At 67.8% G+C, this 16,751-nt stretch carries 12 protein-coding genes; 3 read left to right on the forward strand and 9 right to left on the reverse strand.

Going from position 1 to position 16,751, the window contains the following annotated elements:
- Positions 1-13: 13 nt before the first annotated feature.
- Genes M2282_RS24390 through M2282_RS24405 form a run of 4 tightly spaced genes read right to left on the reverse strand, consistent with a single transcriptional unit; the run spans position 14 to position 3,199 of the window.
- Complete coding sequence (locus M2282_RS24390; protein ID WP_280811347.1) at positions 14-1,057, reverse strand: S49 family peptidase; 1,044 nt, start codon at positions 1,055-1,057, stop codon at positions 14-16.
- A 4-nt stretch (positions 1,058-1,061) separates the two neighbouring features.
- Positions 1,062-1,430, reverse strand: coding sequence for a Rieske (2Fe-2S) protein (locus M2282_RS24395; RefSeq protein ID WP_280811348.1), 369 nt, complete (start codon positions 1,428-1,430; stop codon positions 1,062-1,064).
- A 10-nt stretch (positions 1,431-1,440) separates the two neighbouring features.
- The gene (locus tag M2282_RS24400; protein WP_280811349.1) at positions 1,441-2,115 is read right to left on the reverse strand and encodes an HAD family hydrolase; all 675 of its coding nucleotides are present in this window, start codon (positions 2,113-2,115) and stop codon (positions 1,441-1,443) included.
- Positions 2,108-3,199: an RluA family pseudouridine synthase gene (locus M2282_RS24405; RefSeq protein WP_280811350.1), complete on the reverse strand. Its 1,092-nt coding sequence runs from the start codon at positions 3,197-3,199 to the stop codon at positions 2,108-2,110. Before M2282_RS24405 ends, M2282_RS24400 begins: the two co-directional genes overlap by 8 nt.
- Before the next feature lie 546 nt (positions 3,200-3,745).
- Between M2282_RS24405 and M2282_RS24410 the strand changes: the two genes are divergently transcribed.
- Positions 3,746-6,991 carry an Rne/Rng family ribonuclease gene (locus M2282_RS24410; RefSeq protein WP_280811351.1) on the forward strand — a complete coding sequence of 1,082 codons (3,246 nt, stop codon included), beginning with the start codon at positions 3,746-3,748 and terminating at the stop codon, positions 6,989-6,991.
- Positions 6,992-7,039: 48 nt separating this feature from the next.
- Here the strand turns inward: M2282_RS24410 and M2282_RS24415 are convergent, their stop codons facing one another.
- Complete coding sequence (locus tag M2282_RS24415) at positions 7,040-7,906, reverse strand: LysR family transcriptional regulator (RefSeq protein ID WP_280811352.1); 867 nt, start codon at positions 7,904-7,906, stop codon at positions 7,040-7,042.
- A gap of 109 nt (positions 7,907-8,015) precedes the next feature.
- On the opposite strand from M2282_RS24415, the gene M2282_RS24420 reads away from it, so the two are divergent.
- Positions 8,016-9,563, forward strand: coding sequence for an MFS transporter (locus M2282_RS24420; RefSeq protein ID WP_280811353.1), 1,548 nt, complete (start codon positions 8,016-8,018; stop codon positions 9,561-9,563).
- 13 nt (positions 9,564-9,576) lie between these two features.
- Here M2282_RS24420 and M2282_RS24425 read toward each other — a convergent pair whose 3' ends face one another.
- The 4 genes from M2282_RS24425 to hemC form a co-directional block, all read right to left on the reverse strand.
- The gene (locus M2282_RS24425; protein WP_280811354.1) at positions 9,577-10,860 is read right to left on the reverse strand and encodes a heme biosynthesis protein HemY; all 1,284 of its coding nucleotides are present in this window, start codon (positions 10,858-10,860) and stop codon (positions 9,577-9,579) included.
- A 102-nt stretch (positions 10,861-10,962) separates the two neighbouring features.
- A complete protein-coding gene (locus M2282_RS24430; protein WP_280811355.1) occupies positions 10,963-12,063 on the reverse strand; it encodes a uroporphyrinogen-III C-methyltransferase in 1,101 nt (366 codons plus the stop codon).
- Positions 12,060-12,842, reverse strand: coding sequence for a uroporphyrinogen-III synthase (locus tag M2282_RS24435; RefSeq protein ID WP_280811356.1), 783 nt, complete (start codon positions 12,840-12,842; stop codon positions 12,060-12,062). Before M2282_RS24435 ends, M2282_RS24430 begins: the two co-directional genes overlap by 4 nt.
- Positions 12,843-12,858: 16 nt before the next feature.
- Positions 12,859-13,785 (reverse strand): hydroxymethylbilane synthase, encoded by a 927-nt coding sequence (gene hemC / locus M2282_RS24440; protein ID WP_280811357.1) that lies wholly within the window; start codon positions 13,783-13,785, stop codon positions 12,859-12,861.
- Positions 13,786-13,869: 84 nt separating this feature from the next.
- On the opposite strand from hemC, the gene ppc reads away from it, so the two are divergent.
- Positions 13,870-16,713, forward strand: coding sequence for a phosphoenolpyruvate carboxylase (gene ppc, locus M2282_RS24445; RefSeq protein WP_280811358.1), 2,844 nt, complete (start codon positions 13,870-13,872; stop codon positions 16,711-16,713).
- The last annotated feature ends 38 nt before the right edge of the window (positions 16,714-16,751 follow it).

A 16,751-nucleotide genomic window follows, 5' to 3' on the forward strand; every position in this document is an offset into this window, starting at 1 on the left:
GGTTTGATCTGCTTCAGCGCAGTGCGGGTGTCGCCACCTGCAGCGAGCGCACCGAGGCTTCGCCCATGGCAGCGCCGAACTTCTTGGCCAGCTTTTCTGCCACGTTGTCGCGGCGGGTGTAGTCGATGACTTCTTCGGCCTTGATCACCTCGCGCGCCACGAAATCGACGTTGCCGAGCTGGTCGGCCAAGCCGTATTCGACTGCCTGCTCGCCGCTCCAGAAGAGGCCGCTGAACAGGCCCGGGGTGTCGAGCTTCAGGCGATCGCCGCGGCCGGTCTTCACCACGTTGATGAACTGCGCGTGGATCTGGTTGAGCATTGTCTGGGCGTGCGCGCGCTGCGTATCGCTCATCGGGCTGAACGGATCGAGGAAGCCCTTGTTCTCGCCGGCCGTGAGCAGGCGGCGCTCGACGCCAACCTTGTCCATCACGCCAGTGAAACCGAAGCCGTCCATCAGCACGCCGATGCTGCCGACGATGCTGGCCTTGTCCACGAAGATCTTGTCGGCGCCGGCCGCAATGTAATAAGCCGCCGAAGCGCAGGTCTCCTCGACCACCGCGTAGACCGGCTTCTTGTGCTTGGCCTTCAGGCGCTTGATCTCGTCGTTGATGATGCCGGCCTGCACCGGGCTGCCGCCCGGCGAGTTGATCAGCAGCACCACGCCCTTGGCGCCATCGTCCTCGAAGGCCGTTTTCATGGCGGCCACGACGAACTCGGCGCTGGCGTCCCCGCCTGCAGCGATCTCGCCCTTGATCTCGACGACGGCCGTGTGGGCCGTGGTCTTGGCGGTGCTCGGCGTGCCGCGCGAGAGCGCGAACCAGGCCAGGAAGATGAAGAACGCGAGCCATGCCAGCCGCACGAAGGTCTTCCAGCGGCGTGTGGCCTTCTGTTCGCCGAGCGCGGCAAAGGCGAGTTTTTCGAGCGTTGCGCGCTCCCATCCGGGGCGCTGTGTAGGGTCTTGGGCCATGTTCTTTGGGGTGTCTTGCCGAGGCGTCAGAGGGGCTGCCGGCTCAAACGGATCGAAACCCTCGGGGTCCCTGCGAGTCGGGTCGGTCATGTGGTCAGAAGGAGAGAGGTTGGAGGTTCCAGTCAGTATGCCAGTGCACCACGCCGTCGCGTTCGCTCAGGGCGATCTTCACGAGGCCGCCGCGGCAAGGGCCGCCGGCGCATTCGCCGGTGTCGGGCGCGTAGACCGCGCCGTGGGTGGCGCACAACAGCCACTGGCCGGTGTCGTCGAAGAAGCGGTCGGGCTGGAAGTCCATTTCCATCGCCACGTGGCTGCACCGGTTGAGGTACGCATGCGGCTGGCCCTCGAAGCGCACCGCGAAGGCGCGGCAGGTTTCGCCGCCGTGGACCACGTCGAAAGGTACGGCCCGGCCGCCTTCCACGAGATCCGAGACATTGCACAGCGGGATGCGCTCTTCGCTCATGGGGCCTTCTTCAGGCGTTGTCGAGCAGCCACGCTTCCAGCGCGGCCACCGAATCGGCGACGAACAGCGGCTTGAATTCGTCGAAGCTCGCCGGCTCGTGGGCACCGTAGCTCACGCCGACGCTGGCACAGCCGGCGTTCGTTGCCAGTTGCAGGTCGTGCGTGGTGTCGCCGATCATCAGCGTGCGCCCGGCGGGCACGTCGAGTTCTTCCATCAGCTCCAGCAGCATGCGCGGATGCGGCTTGCCGAAGGTTTCGTCGGCGGTGCGCGAGCCATCAAAGCGGTCGCGCAGCGCCACCGACTTCAGCGCCTCGTTCAACCCCCGGCGCGACTTGCCGGTGGCCACGGCCAGCTTGTGCCCACGCGCGCGCAGGGCATCGAGCATCTGCAGCACGCCGTCGAAGAGCACGAGGTCGTCCTGGTGCTGCAGATAGTGGTAGCGGTAGCGTGCGCCGAGTTCGGCGTACTTTTCCTTCGGCACATCGGGCGCCGCACGTGCGAGCGCTTCCGCGAGCCCGAGGCCGATCACCCAGGCGGCGTCGTTCTCGGTGGGCTTGGCGCCGCCGACGTCGATCACCGCGGCCTGGATGCAGCGCACGATCAGGCGGGTGGAGTCGTAGAGCGTGCCGTCCCAGTCGAAGGCGATCAGGTCGAAGCGGGGAGGTCTGGCAAGGGAATCAGTCATGGGCCGTGGGAGTAGGGTGTTGGGCCAGCGCCTGCAGCGCGGGTGGCGGCATCAGCGTGCGCAGTTCGGGCGGCAGGTCGGCCTGCAGTGCGATGCGCTCGCCGCCCGCCGGGTGGTTGAACTGCAGCCGCCATGCGTGAAGAAACATGCGCTTCAAGCCGAGTTTCTGCAACGCGCGCTGGCGCTCGAAGTCGCCGTATTTGTCGTCGCCCGCAATCGGGTGCCCGGCCGAGGCCAGGTGCACGCGGATCTGGTGGGTGCGCCCGGTCTTGATCGTCACCGCCAGCAATGTCAGCGGTGCGGCATCGCCCGGCAGCTTGAGGCGCGCGAGCACGCGAACGAGCGTGATGGCGCGCATCGCGTCCGGATGGTCCTTGGCGACCACGCGCACCCGGCGTTCGCCGGCGCTGGAGCCATCAGGCACGAGGTACTTGGCCAGCGGTGCATCGAGCACCTTCTTGTTGACGGGCCAGTCGCCTTCGACCAGCGCGAGATACGTCTTGCCGGTTTCGCGCTCGCGGAACTGGTCCTGCAACGCGACCAGTGCACTGCGCTTCTTGGCGACCAGCAGGATGCCGGAGGTTTCGCGGTCCAGCCGGTGGACCAGTTCCAGGAACTTGGCGCCCGGACGCGCGGTGCGCAATTGCTCGATCACGCCGAAGCTCACGCCGCTGCCGCCATGCACCGCCACGCCCGCGGGTTTGTCGATGGCCAGTACCGCATCGTCTTCGAGCAGCACCGGGAATTCGCGGGCCGGTGCGGGTGACGTGGCGCCCTCTTCCGCGCGGGGCGAAATTCGCACCGGGGGCAGCCTGAGCACGTCGCCCACCTCGATGCGGGTTTCGGCCTGCACGCGCCCCTTGTTGATGCGCACCTCGCCCGACCGGATGATCCGGTAGACATGCGTCTTGGGCACGCCTTTCAGATGGCGGAAAAGAAAATTGTCGAGCCGCTGCCCCGCGGACTCCGCGTCGACGGTGATGAATTTGATGGCCGCATGCGCGCCTGCCTCGGCCCCGGCATTTCGATCTGCGGGATTTGGAGCGGTCTCGGGGCTTTGCTTCGCACCTATAATGTTTTTCACCAGCGCGGTCGTGTAAGTGCTTGATTAGACAGAAGTTTAGAGCACTGACGACCATGCTGTGAGGTCGATGCCGCTTTGGCGCCGAGCTGCAAACCCCGCGCAATTGCGCAAAGTGGCAGGCCCGGCACCCAAGTCAAGCCGACACCCACGAAACACCGATACGGAATACCCAGCCTGCAGCTTCCAAGCTGCCGGCGGATCGAAGCGAGTCCTTTGTTGTGTTGATGCTGCTGATTCAAATATGCCTTCGCTGGCCGTCCTGGCTTCTGCCAGCGGCCTCCGGCATGAAGTCATCCGCAGCGCGCGCCACCCTTGCGCAACCGGCTGTCAAAAAGATAGCCACTCAACACCGAATCTGGCTCGCGCCCATCCACGCGCCCCCACCCCGGCTGTCTTCTTGAGCTGACGCTCAAGAGGCCTGCTCGCGCCTGGCGCGGCAGTCACAGCATCCGGGGCCAAGCGGCAATTCCCTGGTTTCGCGGGCGTCGTCCGTGCATCGTTGGCTCGTCATGAGCCGGTAAACGATACATATAAGGACAACGCATCATGAAGCGGATGCTGATCAATGCCACGCAAGCCGAAGAACGGCGCCTGGCCATCGTCGACGGGCAAAAGCTCCTCGACTACGAAATCGAGATCGAAGGGCGCGAACAGCGCAAGGGCAACATCTACAAGGCGGTCGTCACGCGCGTCGAGCCCAGCCTCGAAGCCTGTTTCGTCGACTACGGCGAAGATCGCCACGGCTTCCTGCCGTTCAAGGAAATCTCCAAGCAGTACTTCGCCGAAGGCGTGTCGGCCAGCCAGGCCCGCATCCAGGACGCGATCCGCGAAGGCCAGGAACTCACCGTCCAGGTCGAAAAGGAAGAACGCGGCAACAAGGGCGCGGCCCTCACCACCTTCATCTCGCTGGCCGGCCGCTATGTCGTGCTGATGCCCAACAACCCCCGCGGCGGTGGCGTTTCGCGCCGCATCGAGGGCGAAGACCGCGCCGACCTCAAGGAGGCGATGGACCAGCTCGAGTACCCCAAGGGCATGAGCATCATCGCGCGCACCGCCGGCATCGGCCGCTCCGCGCCTGAACTCCAGTGGGACCTGAACTACCTGCTCAAGCTCTGGGCCGCCATCGACGGCGCAGGCAAGGGCGGCAAGGGCGCCTTCCTGATCTACCAGGAATCGTCGCTCGTGATCCGCGCGATTCGTGATTACTTCAATCACGACATCGGCGACATCCTGATCGACACCGACGACATCTACGACCAGGCGCAGCAGTTCATGGCGCACGTCATGCCCGAGCATGCCGCCCGTGTGAAGCGCTACCGCGACGATGCGGCCCTGTTCAGCCGCTTCCAGATCGAGCACCAGATCGAATCGGCCTACGCCCGCACCGTGCAACTGCCTTCGGGCGGCGCCATCGTGATCGACCACACCGAGGCACTGGTCTCGGTCGACGTGAACTCGGCCCGCGCCATCAAGGGCGGCGACATCGAAGAAACCGCCACCCGCACCAACCTGGAAGCCGCCGACGAAGTGGCCCGCCAGATGCGCCTGCGCGACCTGGGCGGCCTGATCGTCATCGACTTCATCGACATGGACGAGTCGAAGAACCGCCGCGAAGTCGAAAGCCGCCTGCGCGATGCGCTGCGCCAAGACCGCGCCCGCGTGCAGTTCGGCTCGATCAGCAAGTTCGGCCTGATGGAAATGAGCCGCCAGCGACTGAAGCCGGCGCTCAGCGAAGGTTCGTCGATCCCCTGCCCCCGTTGCGGCGGCTCGGGCCACATCCGCGACACCGAATCCAGCGCTCTGCAGATCCTGCGCATCATTCAGGAAGAGTGCCTGAAGGACAACACGGCCGCCGTGCACGTCCAGGTGCCGGTCGAAGTGGCGTCGTTCCTCTTGAACGAAAAGCGCCCCGAGATCGCCAAGATCGAACTCAAGCAGCGCGTCACCGTGCTGATGGTGCCCAACAAGACGCTGGAGACGCCGAACTACAAGCTCGAGCGCCTGAAGCACGACGATCCGCGTCTCGACCACATCGAAGCCAGCTACAAGATGGCCGACGAGATCGAAGATCCGACCGCCGTCACCCGCCGCTCGCAGGAGCCGACCAACAAGCAGACGCCGGTCATCAAGGGCGTGCTGCCCGATGCACCCGCGCCGGTCGTTCCGCCCAAGCCCGAAGCGGTGCGCGCGCCTGTCGCCGCCGCACCCGCACCGGTTGCCCCACCCGTCGTGAGCGCACCGGTTCCGGCACAGAGCGGCTTCTTCGGCTGGATCAAGAGCCTGTTCGGCGGTTCGCCGGCCGAGGCGAAGGCGCCTGCGCCGGCCGCAATTCCCGTCGAGGCACCGAAGCCCCGCCGCGATGGCCGTCCCGGCCGCGATGGCGAAGCACGCGGCGGCGCACGTGATGGCGAACAGCGCCGTGGCGGCCGCGGCGGCGAAGGCCGCAGCGAAGCGCGAGGCGAAGGCGGCGAACGCCGTGGTGGTGGTCGCGACGGTGAACGCCGTGGCGGCCGCGGTGGCGAGCGCCGCGAAGGTGGTGGTGAACGCCGCGAAGGCCGTGAGGGCCGCAGCAGCGAACTGCGCAACGACGCAGCCGCAGGCGGCCAGCCGCGAGAACAACGCGAGCCGCGCGAACAGCGTGAACCCCGTGAAGCACGCGCCCCGCGCGACGGCGAGCAACGCCGTGGCGGCCGTGGCGAGCGCCGCGAAGGCGAAGGCCGCAATGCACCGGCCGAGGCGCTGGTCGATGGCAACGTCAACCTCGAAGCCCAGCAGGCAGCACCCGGCGCCGACGAAAGCAACGCAGCGGAACGCGCACCCCGCGCCCGTGGCGAGCGTCGTGAACGCGGCGAGCGTAGCGAACGCGGTGAACGTAACGACCGCGGTGGCGAACGCAATGGCGATGCTCAACCGCGCGGCGAAGCCGTCGCCGGTGAAGGCGCACCGCAAGGCGAACGCCCGCCCCGCAACGGCCGCGACGAACAGCGCGCGCCGCGTGGCGATCGCAATGATCGCAACGACGGCCGCCGCGAGCGCCGCAACGATGCACCGCCCGCCGCCAACGAAGGCGAAGCGCGCGTGGCCGAAGTGGCATCCGCCGATGGCGAACAAGGCAGCGACAACGCCAGCAACGACCAAGCACCGCGCCGCGAGGGCCGAGAAGGTGAAGAGCGCCGTGGCCGTTCGCGTGACCGCTACGGCCGCGACCGCCGCGAACGCGGTCCGCGTGACGAGAGCGAAGCTGGTGCACCGGTCGTCGAAGGCGCCGTCGCAGCTGCGGTGGAAGCCACCGGCGAATCGTACGAAGCGCCGGTCGCCCACCAGCAACCGCTGCCGCTGGCATCGGAAGCCGTCGCCGAGCGTGAAGTCGTCGCAGCCCCCGAAGTGCGCGAACCCGCACCGCAGCAGCAGCCGCGCTTCGAGCGTCCTGCAGCGGCGCCCGCACCGGTCGCAGCGCCCATCATGGTCGAGAGCCCCAAGGCAGCAGCGCCCGCCGGCAACGGCCGCGCCCTGCCGAAGGTGCAGTCCTTCGAACTGCCGCTGAACGAACTCGCGCAGATCGCCGAGAGCTCGGGCCTGCAGTGGGTCAACTCGGATGCCGACCGCATCGCGCAGGCGCGCGCTGCCATCGCCGCCGAGCCGAAGCCGGTGCACGTGCCGCGCGAACGCCCGCCGGCGATCGTGCTCGACGAAGGCCCGCTGGTGCTGGTCGAAACCCGCCGCGACCTGGGTTCGATGTCGCTGCCGTTCGAAAAGACGGCTGCCGACGCGCAGCAGCAAAACACGCACTGACCGAAACAAGCTCGGTCAACAAGAAACGGCGCCTCTGGCGCCGTTTTTTTATGCCTGCGCGCCGCCCGGCAGGTCGGGCATCTCCAGGATCATCCGGCCGAAGCGGCAGGCGCACGGCGTCTTGCCGCTCTCGCTCCAGATCAGCGCGAACTCGACGCTCGGCAGCGGCGGCAGGCCGTAGCGGCCGTCGACGATCTTCATGCCCGGCTCGACCTCTTCGCGCGTGAGCACCGTCACCGCGAGCCCCGCGAGCACGGCCGCGCGAATGCCTTGCGGGCTGGCCGAAGTGAAGACCACGTGCCAGTCGATCGCCGTGAGATCGAGCGCCGATCCGGCCACCTGCCGGTTGACGCAGGGCTTGGGAAAGAAGGCCAGCGGCAGCGATGCGCCCTTGGGCGCCTCGAAGGTTTCGGCCGCGGCCCAGACCAGCTGCGTGCGCCGCAGGCACGTGCCCTCCGCCACGTTGGGCGGCGACATCACCACCGCAAGATCGAGCTCGCCGGACCGAATCGCCGCGCGCAGGTCGGCGTGCATGCTCACGCAGACCTCCATCCGCACCGCGGGAAATGCCCGCGCGAACTGCGACAGCAACGGCGGCAGGCGATCGCCCATGAAGTTGTCCGGCACGCCGAAGCGCACCACGCCCGTGATCGGCGAGGGCTGGAAGCGCCGGGTCATCGCGTCGAGCGTGTCGAGGATCTGCTGTGCATAGCGCAGGAAGTCCTCGCCGTCTTCCGTCACGGTGAGGCGGCGCGTCGTGCGGTGCAGAAGCTGCCGGCCCACCTGCTCCTCGAGCTTGCGGATCTGGTGGCTGACGGCGGACTGTGTCAGGTGCAGCCGCTCGGCCGCTCGCGTGAAGCCACCGGTTTCCTTGACGGCCACGAAGGCGCGCAGAAGCGTGGGGTCAAAGTCCATGGGTCGGCAATAAATGATGATTTGAAATGAATCTCAGCAAATTAAATCATTTTCATCATGAGGATGCTTTCCCCAGAATCGCCCGGACCTGATTTTCGAAAGCCTTTCGATGCCTCTCTCCCATCCCGGCAAGAACCGCATTGCCCTCTGCGCAGTCTGCCTCGTTGCCTTGATGTTCGGCCTGGAAATCTCCAGCGTCCCGGTGATCCTGCCCACGCTCGAGAAAGTCCTGCACGGCGACTTCGAGGACATGCAATGGATCATGAACGCCTACACCATTGCCTGCACCACGGTGTTGATGGCCGCCGGCACGCTGGCCGACCGCTACGGCCGCAAGCGCATCCTCGTCGTCGGCATCGTCCTGTTCGGCATCACCTCGCTGGTCTGCGGTATCGCGCAAGACGCACCGGTGCTGATCGCGACCCGCTTCCTGCAGGGTCTGAGCGGCGGCGTGATGCTGATCTGCCAACTCGCGGTGCTGTCGCACCAGTTCCAGGAGGGGCCGGAGCGCAGCAAGGCCTTCGCGATCTGGGGCGTGGTCTTCGGCATGGGGCTGGGTTTCGGGCCGATCATCGGCGGCGCCATCGCGGCGCTGGCGAGCTGGGAATGGGTTTTCCTGGTGCATGTGCCGCTGAGCATTCTGGCGCTGGCGCTCGTGCCGGGCAGCATCGAGGAGTCACGCGATCCGCATGCAAAGCGCCTCGACCTGCCGGGCATCGTCACGCTGTCGCTGGCGGTGTTCGGGCTCACATGGTTCATCACGCAGGGGCCGGACCTCGGCTTCACGAACCCGCTCGCGCTCGGCATCCTCGCCGCCTCGGCCGCGAGCTTCGCGGTGTTCCTGTGGGTCGAGAAGATCAACCCGCATCCGATGTTCGATTTCTCGGTCTTCCGCATCCGCAATTTCTCGGGCGCGATCCTCGGCTCCATCGGCATGAACTTCAGCTTCTGGCCGTTCATGATCTACCTGCCGATCTACTTCCAGAGCGGCCTGGGCTACGACGCCGTCACCGCCGGCTCGGCCCTGCTGGCCTACACGCTGCCCACGCTGCTGATGCCGCCGCTGGCCGAGCGCCTCTCGCTGCGCTGGCGGCCGGGCGTGGTCATTCCGCTGGGCATGTTCGTGATCGGCGTGGGCTTCTTCGCGATGCGCTACGGCAGCGGCGCGGCCCATGCGAGCTGGCTGACGATGCTGCCCGGCTGCCTGCTGGCCGGCATCGGCCTCGGCCTGACCAACACGCCCGTGACGAACACCACGACCGGCTCGGTGCCCAGCAACCGCGCGGGCATGGCATCGGGCATCGACATGAGCGCGCGGCTGATCACGTTGGCGGTCAATATCGCGCTGATGGGGTTCATCCTGCTCGGGGGCATCTTTTCGTCGCTGAGGAATGCCCTGCCCGCGTCGTTTGACGCGCAGCAACTGCGCCCGCTCGCGGAGAAGATCGCGGCCGGCAACTTCGCCTCGCTCGCACAGGGCTTTCCGGACCTCGCGCAGTTCGATCCGTCCGGTGCGATCGTCCATGCGGCGCTGCTGCACGGCTTCGAGCTGGTGATGCTCTATGGCGGCATCGGCATCTGGGTGCTGGCGGCGATCAGCTTCGTGATCTTCGGCAGCCGCAGGCCGTCGGTGCAGGCTTCGGGTGCGTGCCCCTGAATGCCGGACAGGATCAGTTGCTGGGCGCCTGCGCCGCGCGCTTCCAGGCGGCGGCGGCCTGCTCGGCGTCCTCGCGCGCTTCGGCCAGCTCGGCCAATGCGAGCCAGGCACGGCGATAGAGCTCGGTGTCCTGCAGGCCGAGCCCGGCCTGCGTGAGCAGTTGCTGCGCCTTGCCCCAGAGCTGGCGTTTCATGCAGGCCATGCCGGCGAGGTATTGCAGGTTCGCATCGCGCGGGTTGTTGCGCTGTGCGCTTTCGATGCGGGCCAGCCAGTCGGCATCGACCGAGTCGAGCCCCGCTTCGAGCGCGCGCGCCAGCTTCACGTGCAATGCATCGCCCAGGCCGCGCGGGCTCGCGACCATGCGCTCCCAGGCCGGCAACAGCCAGCCGCGCGCCAACGCCAGGTCGCCATGCAGCACGACCATGCGTTGCGCGCCGTGGATTGCCACTTCTGGCATTTCCCGTTCGTTGGCATCGAGTTCGGACCAGGCGCGCATCAGCTGTGCCGGGTCGTGTGCGCCCGTCAGCAGTTCGGTCGCCAGGCCGCGCACGATGCTCTGGGCCGCCGCGTCGGAGAAGGCCCGGTGCTTGGCCAGCAGGCGGGCGGTTTCGAGGGCTTCGAGCGTGCGCCGATCCTGGCGCGCCGCCTTCAGGCGAAGTCGCAGGGCCAGCGTGCGCCGCTGTGCGCCCTGCGGCAGTTCTTCGAGGCGGGCGAGCGCCGCAGCGGCATCGCGGTCTTCGAGCGCCCAGCGGGCCGCGCGCAATTGCACGCCTTCGCGCGTCTCGGGGCTCGCGAGCACTGTGCGGTCGACGCTCTCGTTGAGCGCCTGCTGCAGATGCGCATCGCGCGCGGGCCTGTCCTGCAAGGACTGCGCGCTCTCGGCCGCCAATAGGTGCGAAAGCACGCGCACCTGCTGCGCCTGCGGCAGGCTCGCACCGAGCGCGGCCAGTGTCTTTTCCTGCACGAGCGCAGCCTGCGCCGCCTTGCGCGCACGCGAGAAGCGGCCGGCGATCAGCTGCACCATCGCATCGAGCAATGCGGCGTGCAAGGTGCGTTCCTTCTGCTGGAGGCGCCACTGGCGCGCCTGTGTCGGCAACGAGAACAAGGCCGCCAGCGCGCGCAGCGCAACGTGCAGCAGCACGAAGGTCGCCAGCAGGATCACGAGCACGAGGTTCAGCGACAGGTCGACGCGCCAGGGCGGCCAGAACACCGTGATCGTGCCCCGGTTGTTGCCTGCAAAAAGAGCCACTGCCGCGGCGACGGCGAACAGCGCGAGGAGCCAGATTGCAGCGCGCATGTCAGCGACCGCCGCCGGGCCGCCCCAAGGCGGGTCGAGCCTCCCCCTCGGGGGGTGGCGAATTACACGGAGCGAAGCGAGTGAAAAGCCGGGGGGTCATGGTCATCGCCCTGCGGCCGCGGTGGCCAATGCGGCGAGCGTGTCGTCGACGCGAGCCGGCTCGGTGGTCTTCACCTGCGCCTGAAGCTGTTGCAACAGCGTGGCCGCAGCCTGCGTGCGGCGCGAAGCGGGATCGAAGTAGCGATTGAGCGACGCGCCCACCTGGGCCAGCTCGGTGCGCGTGGCATCGACCTGGCGCGACAGCAGCGAGAGGCGTGCATTGAGCAGCTTGAGCTTCAGGTTCTCGCGCAGGAAGTAGGTTTGCTCGGGCGCCAGCAGGATGGCCTCGGGGCTCTGGATGCGGCCGACGCGCACCAGCGAGCGGGCCTCGCCGCGCACCGTGAGCAGCGCACGGCGCCACCAGGGCGCATCGGCCGGAATCGGTTCGGGCTGCCAGGCGTTGACGCCCGTGCCGCGCACTGCCACCGCATTGATCGCGGGCAGGTCGTCCACGTTGCGCATCAGCTCGTCGAGCTTCTGCAGCGCTTCGGCGCTGTCGACGCTGGAGTTGCTGCGCAGGCGGTCGGCATCGCGCTGCATGGCGCGCTGCAACGGTGCGAGCCGCGGCTGCGCGGCGCGCGAGATACGCAAGTCGCCGGCCTTCAGCGCAGCCAGCAGGGGTTCGACGTTGCCGGTGACCTGGGCCTGCTGCAGCGCGAGGCGCACGGCCGACTCGATGTCGACCACGAGGTTTTCATCGCGCGAACGCGAGAGGCTCTGCATCAGCTCCTCGAGCTGAGAGCGCTGCAGCGCGACTTCAGCCACGCGGGTTTCGATGAGTGCCACGCGGGCCGCGGCGTCGCGCACCGTGTCACTGGCCTGGCGCGCGAGCGTGCGCGCTTCCATCGACTGCGCGGTGGCATCGGCGCTCTGGCGTGCCAGTTGCTCCTTCATGCCGCTGACCTTGTTCCACAGTGCAATGGTCATCACCAATGCGAGCAGCGCCACGAGAGTGAGGAGGCCCAAGCCGATGCGGGACAGGAGAGTCGCCGCGGCGGCCATCGCGGCGGGCGTCTGGTGCGGCGCCAGCGTGGCGGGCACCGGCGCCGTTGCGGCAGCGGGAGAAGAGGGAGAAATGTCGTCTGACGGGGACGCGGCGCTCATGCCAACGATTCTATCGACGCGATCAACGCATCCCGCAGAGGTGTGCAGACACGCAACGCACCAAAACCCGCGGCTCGCGCGGCCTCGCCGATGCGTGCGTGCGTGGCCACCGCGCTCGCGGCGTGCCAGGCGGTGCCGGGCATCGCGCGCTGGAGATTGGCGATCGCCTCGGAGCTGCTGAAGAGCCAGATCGCGCGGCCTTGCGCGCCATCGATGGCGAGTTGATGTTGTCCGACATCGAACAACGGCGGTAGGCGGCGGTAGGCCACCACGGTGTCGCGTTCGCCGCCAGCAGCGTCGATCTCGTTGGCGAGCCAGTCGCGGCCGGTGGGGTTCCCGGCTTCATCGCCGCCCCGCACGATCAGCACGCGCACGCCGGTCGCCACTTGGGCCTGCACGCGCTCCCACAGCGCTTCCGAATCGAAGCGCGTGGCGTCGGGCGGCGGCGCGTCGATGGCTTCGGGCAGAACGCCGGCACGCAACAAGGCACGCGTCGTGCCGGGTCCGGTGGCCCAGAAGCGGCGGCCGGCCATTGCTTCGCCGGACGAAGCCAAATCCCGGTGCCCGAAGAAGTGCTCGACTGCCGCAGCGCTGACGAACATCAGCGCTGCGTAGTCTTCGAGCCGCCGCCAGGCCGCGCGCAGCGGCTCGGCATCGAGGGCCGGCTCGATGACGATCAACGGCAGCGCCACCGCATCGAGGCCGACGGCACGCAGGTCGGCGACCCATTGCACGGCCTCGCGCGCGGGCCGCGTGACGATGACGGGCCGCGCACTCATCGGACGACCACGGATCTCAGTGGGCGCCCGCGTCGCGCAGCAGCGCAGCGGCGTGTTCGCCGAGTCGGTTGGCCTGCGCGAAGTCGCCCGCTTCGGCCTGCGCCTGGACACGCACGAGCGGCGCGTTGCCTTCGGGGTCGCCCCAGGCGACATCGATGCGCAAGGCGCCGTCGGCCTGCCAGCGGGCGTGGGCGGCGAGCGGCATCGAGCAGCTGCCGCCCATCGCGCGGCTCACTGCGCGCTCGGCGGCGGTCGAAAGCCAATCGCCCTGGTGGGCGAGCGGTGCGAGCAGTTCGATGAGGTCGGTGCGATCGGCGCGCACCTCGATGCCCAATGCGCCCTGCCCTGCGGCGGGCAGCATGTCGTCGGGTTCGAAGGCGACGCGGATGCGGTCTTCGAGGCCGAGGCGCTTCAAGCCCGCGGCGGCCAGGATGATCGCGTCGTACTGGCCTTCGTCGAGCTTGCGCAGGCGCGTGTCGAGGTTGCCGCGGAGCGGTTCGATGCGCACGTCGGGCCGCCTGGCCTTGAGCAGCACCACACGGCGGAGGCTCGAGGTGCCGACCACCGCGCCGTGCGGCAATTCGTCGAGCGAGGCATAGCGGGGAGAGACCAGTGCGTCGCGCGGGTCCTCGCGCTCCAGCACGCAGGCGAGGACGAAGCCTTCGGGCAGGTCCATCGGCACATCCTTGAGCGAATGCACCGCGATGTCGGCGCGACCGTCTTCGATCGCCGCTTCGAGTTCCTTCACGAAGAGGCCCTTGCCGCCGACCTTGCTCAGGCTCTTGTCGAGGATCTGGTCACCCCGGGTGGTCATGCCCAGCAGGCTGACCGTGTGGCCCCGTTCTTGCAAAAGCGCTCGCACGTGTTCGGCCTGCCAAAGGGCCAACCGGCTTTCGCGCGTCGCGATCACGATATTGCTCAAGATCGCTCCCAAAAAGTACATGTTTCCAGACCGCCGGAATGCTAGCATGTTGCGCCGCAGCAACGCAGGCGGCGCGTCCATTCAAGTCCCCAGGAACAACATCGAATGAAAGCCAGCAAGACCCCTGCTCCCCCCAAGCGCCGCCAGGCCGAAGACCAGCCACTGATCGACGACATCCGGCTGTTGGGCCGGATCCTCGGCGATGTGATCCGGGAGCAGGAAGGTGACGAAACCTATGCGCTGGTGGAGAAGATTCGCACCCTGTCCGTGGCCTTCCGCCGCGACGCCGACCATGCGGCCGACCGCGCGCTCAAAAACCTGCTCAAGGGCCTGAGCGCCGCCGAAACGGTGCGCGTGATCCGCGCCTTCACCTACTTCAGCCACCTGGCCAACCTCGCGGAAGACCGCCACCAGATCCGCCGCCGCACCGAGGCCGATCGCGAAGGCGTGCTGGCCGACGGCGACCTGCAGACCGCCCTCGCCCGCATCCGCAAGGCGGGCGTGAAGCCCGACGAAATCGTTGCCTCGCTGGCCCACAGCTACGTCTCGCCCGTGCTCACCGCGCACCCGACAGAAGTGCAGCGCAAGAGCATCCTGGACGCCGAGCGCGCCATCGCCTTGCTGCTCACCACGCGCGACGAGATCAAGCTGCGCCAGAACGCCTACGCGGGCGGAAAAGATGCGCTCTCGCCCATCGAATTGGCCGAGAACGAAACGCAGATGCGCACGCGCGTCACGCAGATCTGGCAGACGCGCCTGCTGCGCTTTTCCAAGCTCACCGTGGCCGATGAGATCGAGAACGCGCTGAGCTACTACGAAGCCACGTTCCTGCGCGAGATTCCGCGCGTCTATGCCGACCTCGAGAAGGCACTGGTCCAGGGCGGCCAGATCCCTTCGGTCGCGCCGTTCCTGCGCATGGGCCAATGGATCGGCGGCGACCGCGACGGCAACCCCAATGTCACCGCCGAGACGCTCGAATACGCGCTCGGCCGCCAGTGCGAGCTGGCGCTGCGCCACTACCTCACCGAAGTGCACTACCTGGGCGGCGAGCTCTCGCTCTCGGCCACGCTGGTCGATGTGTCGGTCGAGATGCAGGCGCTGGCCGAAAGCTCGCCCGACACCAGCGAGCATCGCAAGGACGAGCCCTACCGCCGCGCGCTCACCGGCGTGTATTCGCGCCTGGCAGCCACGCTGCGCGAACTCACCGGCGGCGAGGCTGCGCGCCATGCCGTCGCGCCGCAGAACCCGTACGCGAAGGCCGAGGAATTCCTCGCCGACCTGCGCACCGTGGAAGAGTCGCTGGCCGAAAAGCATGGCAGCGTGCTCGCGGCGCAGCGGCTGCGGCCGCTGATCCGCGCGGTGGAGGTGTTCGGCTTCCACCTCGCCACGGTCGATCTGCGCCAGAGCTCGGACAAGCACGAGGCGGTGATCGCCGAACTGCTCGCCACCGCACGCATCGAGCCGTCGTACGCGTCGCTCGCCGAAGAGGCCAAGCAGACACTGCTGCTCAAGCTGCTCGACGATGCCCGCCCCTTGCGCGTGCCCGACGCCGACTACTCGCCGCTCGCGAAAAGCGAGTTGGCCATCTTCGCCGCCGCCCGCACTGCGCGTGCGCGCTACGGCGCCGCGGCCATTCGCCACTACATCATCAGCCACACCGAAACGGTGAGCGACCTGCTCGAGGCGCTGCTGCTGCAGAAGGAAGTGGGCCTGCTGCGCGGCGCGATGGCGACCAACGCGGTGTGCGACCTGATCGTGGTGCCGCTGTTCGAAACCATCGAAGACCTGCGCAACGCCGCACCCATCGTGCGCGCCTTCTATGCGCTGCCGAACATCCAGGCGCTCATCGAGCGCTCGGGCGGCGAGCAGGACGTGATGCTGGGCTACAGCGACAGCAACAAGGATGGCGGCATCTTCACCAGCAACTGGGAGCTGTACCGCGCGGGCATCGCGCTGGTGTCGCTGTTCGACGAGCTCAACAAGAAGAAGGCCAACCCCATTCGCCTGCGCATGTTCCACGGCCGTGGCGGCACGGTGGGACGCGGCGGCGGCCCGAGCTACCAGGCGATCCTCGCGCAGCCGCCCGGCACGGTGCGCGGCCAGATCCGCCTCACGGAGCAGGGCGAAGTCATCGGCTCCAAGTACGCCAACCGCGAGATCGGCCGGCGCAACCTCGAGACGCTGGTGGCCGCCACGCTCGAAGCCACGCTGCTGCCGCAGGGCAAGTCGGCGCCCGCCACTTTCCTCTCGGCCGCGGGCGAACTCTCGACCGCCAGCATGGCCGCGTACCGCAAGCTGGTGTACGAAACGCCCGGCTTCGGCGACTACTTCTTCGGCTCCACGCCGATCCGCGAGATCGCCGAACTCAACATCGGCTCGCGCCCCGCTTCGCGCAATCCGAGCCACAAGATCGACGACCTGCGCGCGGTGCCGTGGAGCTTCAGCTGGGGCCAGTGCCGCCTCACGATTCCGGGCTGGTTCGGCTTCGGGTCGGGGGTCGAACAGTTCCTCGCGGCTGCGGGCAATGCCGCGGGCAAGAAGGAACGCCAAGCGCTGCTGCAACGCATGTATGAACAGTGGCCGTTCTTCCGCACGCTGCTGTCGAACATGGACATGGTGCTCGCCAAGAGCGACCTCGCCCTCGCCTCGCGCTACGCCGAGTTGGTGACCGACCGCAAGCTGCGCCAGAAGGTGTTCTCGATGATCGATGCCGAATGGCACCGCACCTCGGATGCGCTCACGCTCATCACCGGCGCGAAGCAGCGGCTCGAAGGCAATGCGGAGATGCAGCGTTCGGTGCGGCATCGCTTTCCGTACATCGACCCGCTGCATCACCTGCAGGTCGAGCTGATGCGGCGTTATCGCGCGGGCGATGGCGGTGAGCGGTTGCAGCGCGGCATCCATATTTCCATCAATGGCGTCGCTGCGGGCTTGCGCAACACCGGTTGATTTTTAGGCTTCGAGCACCAAAGACAGAGGGCGCCTTG

The sequence above is a fragment of the Variovorax boronicumulans genome, assembly GCF_029892485.1.
Classification (GTDB): domain Bacteria; phylum Pseudomonadota; class Gammaproteobacteria; order Burkholderiales; family Burkholderiaceae_C; genus Variovorax; species Variovorax boronicumulans_B.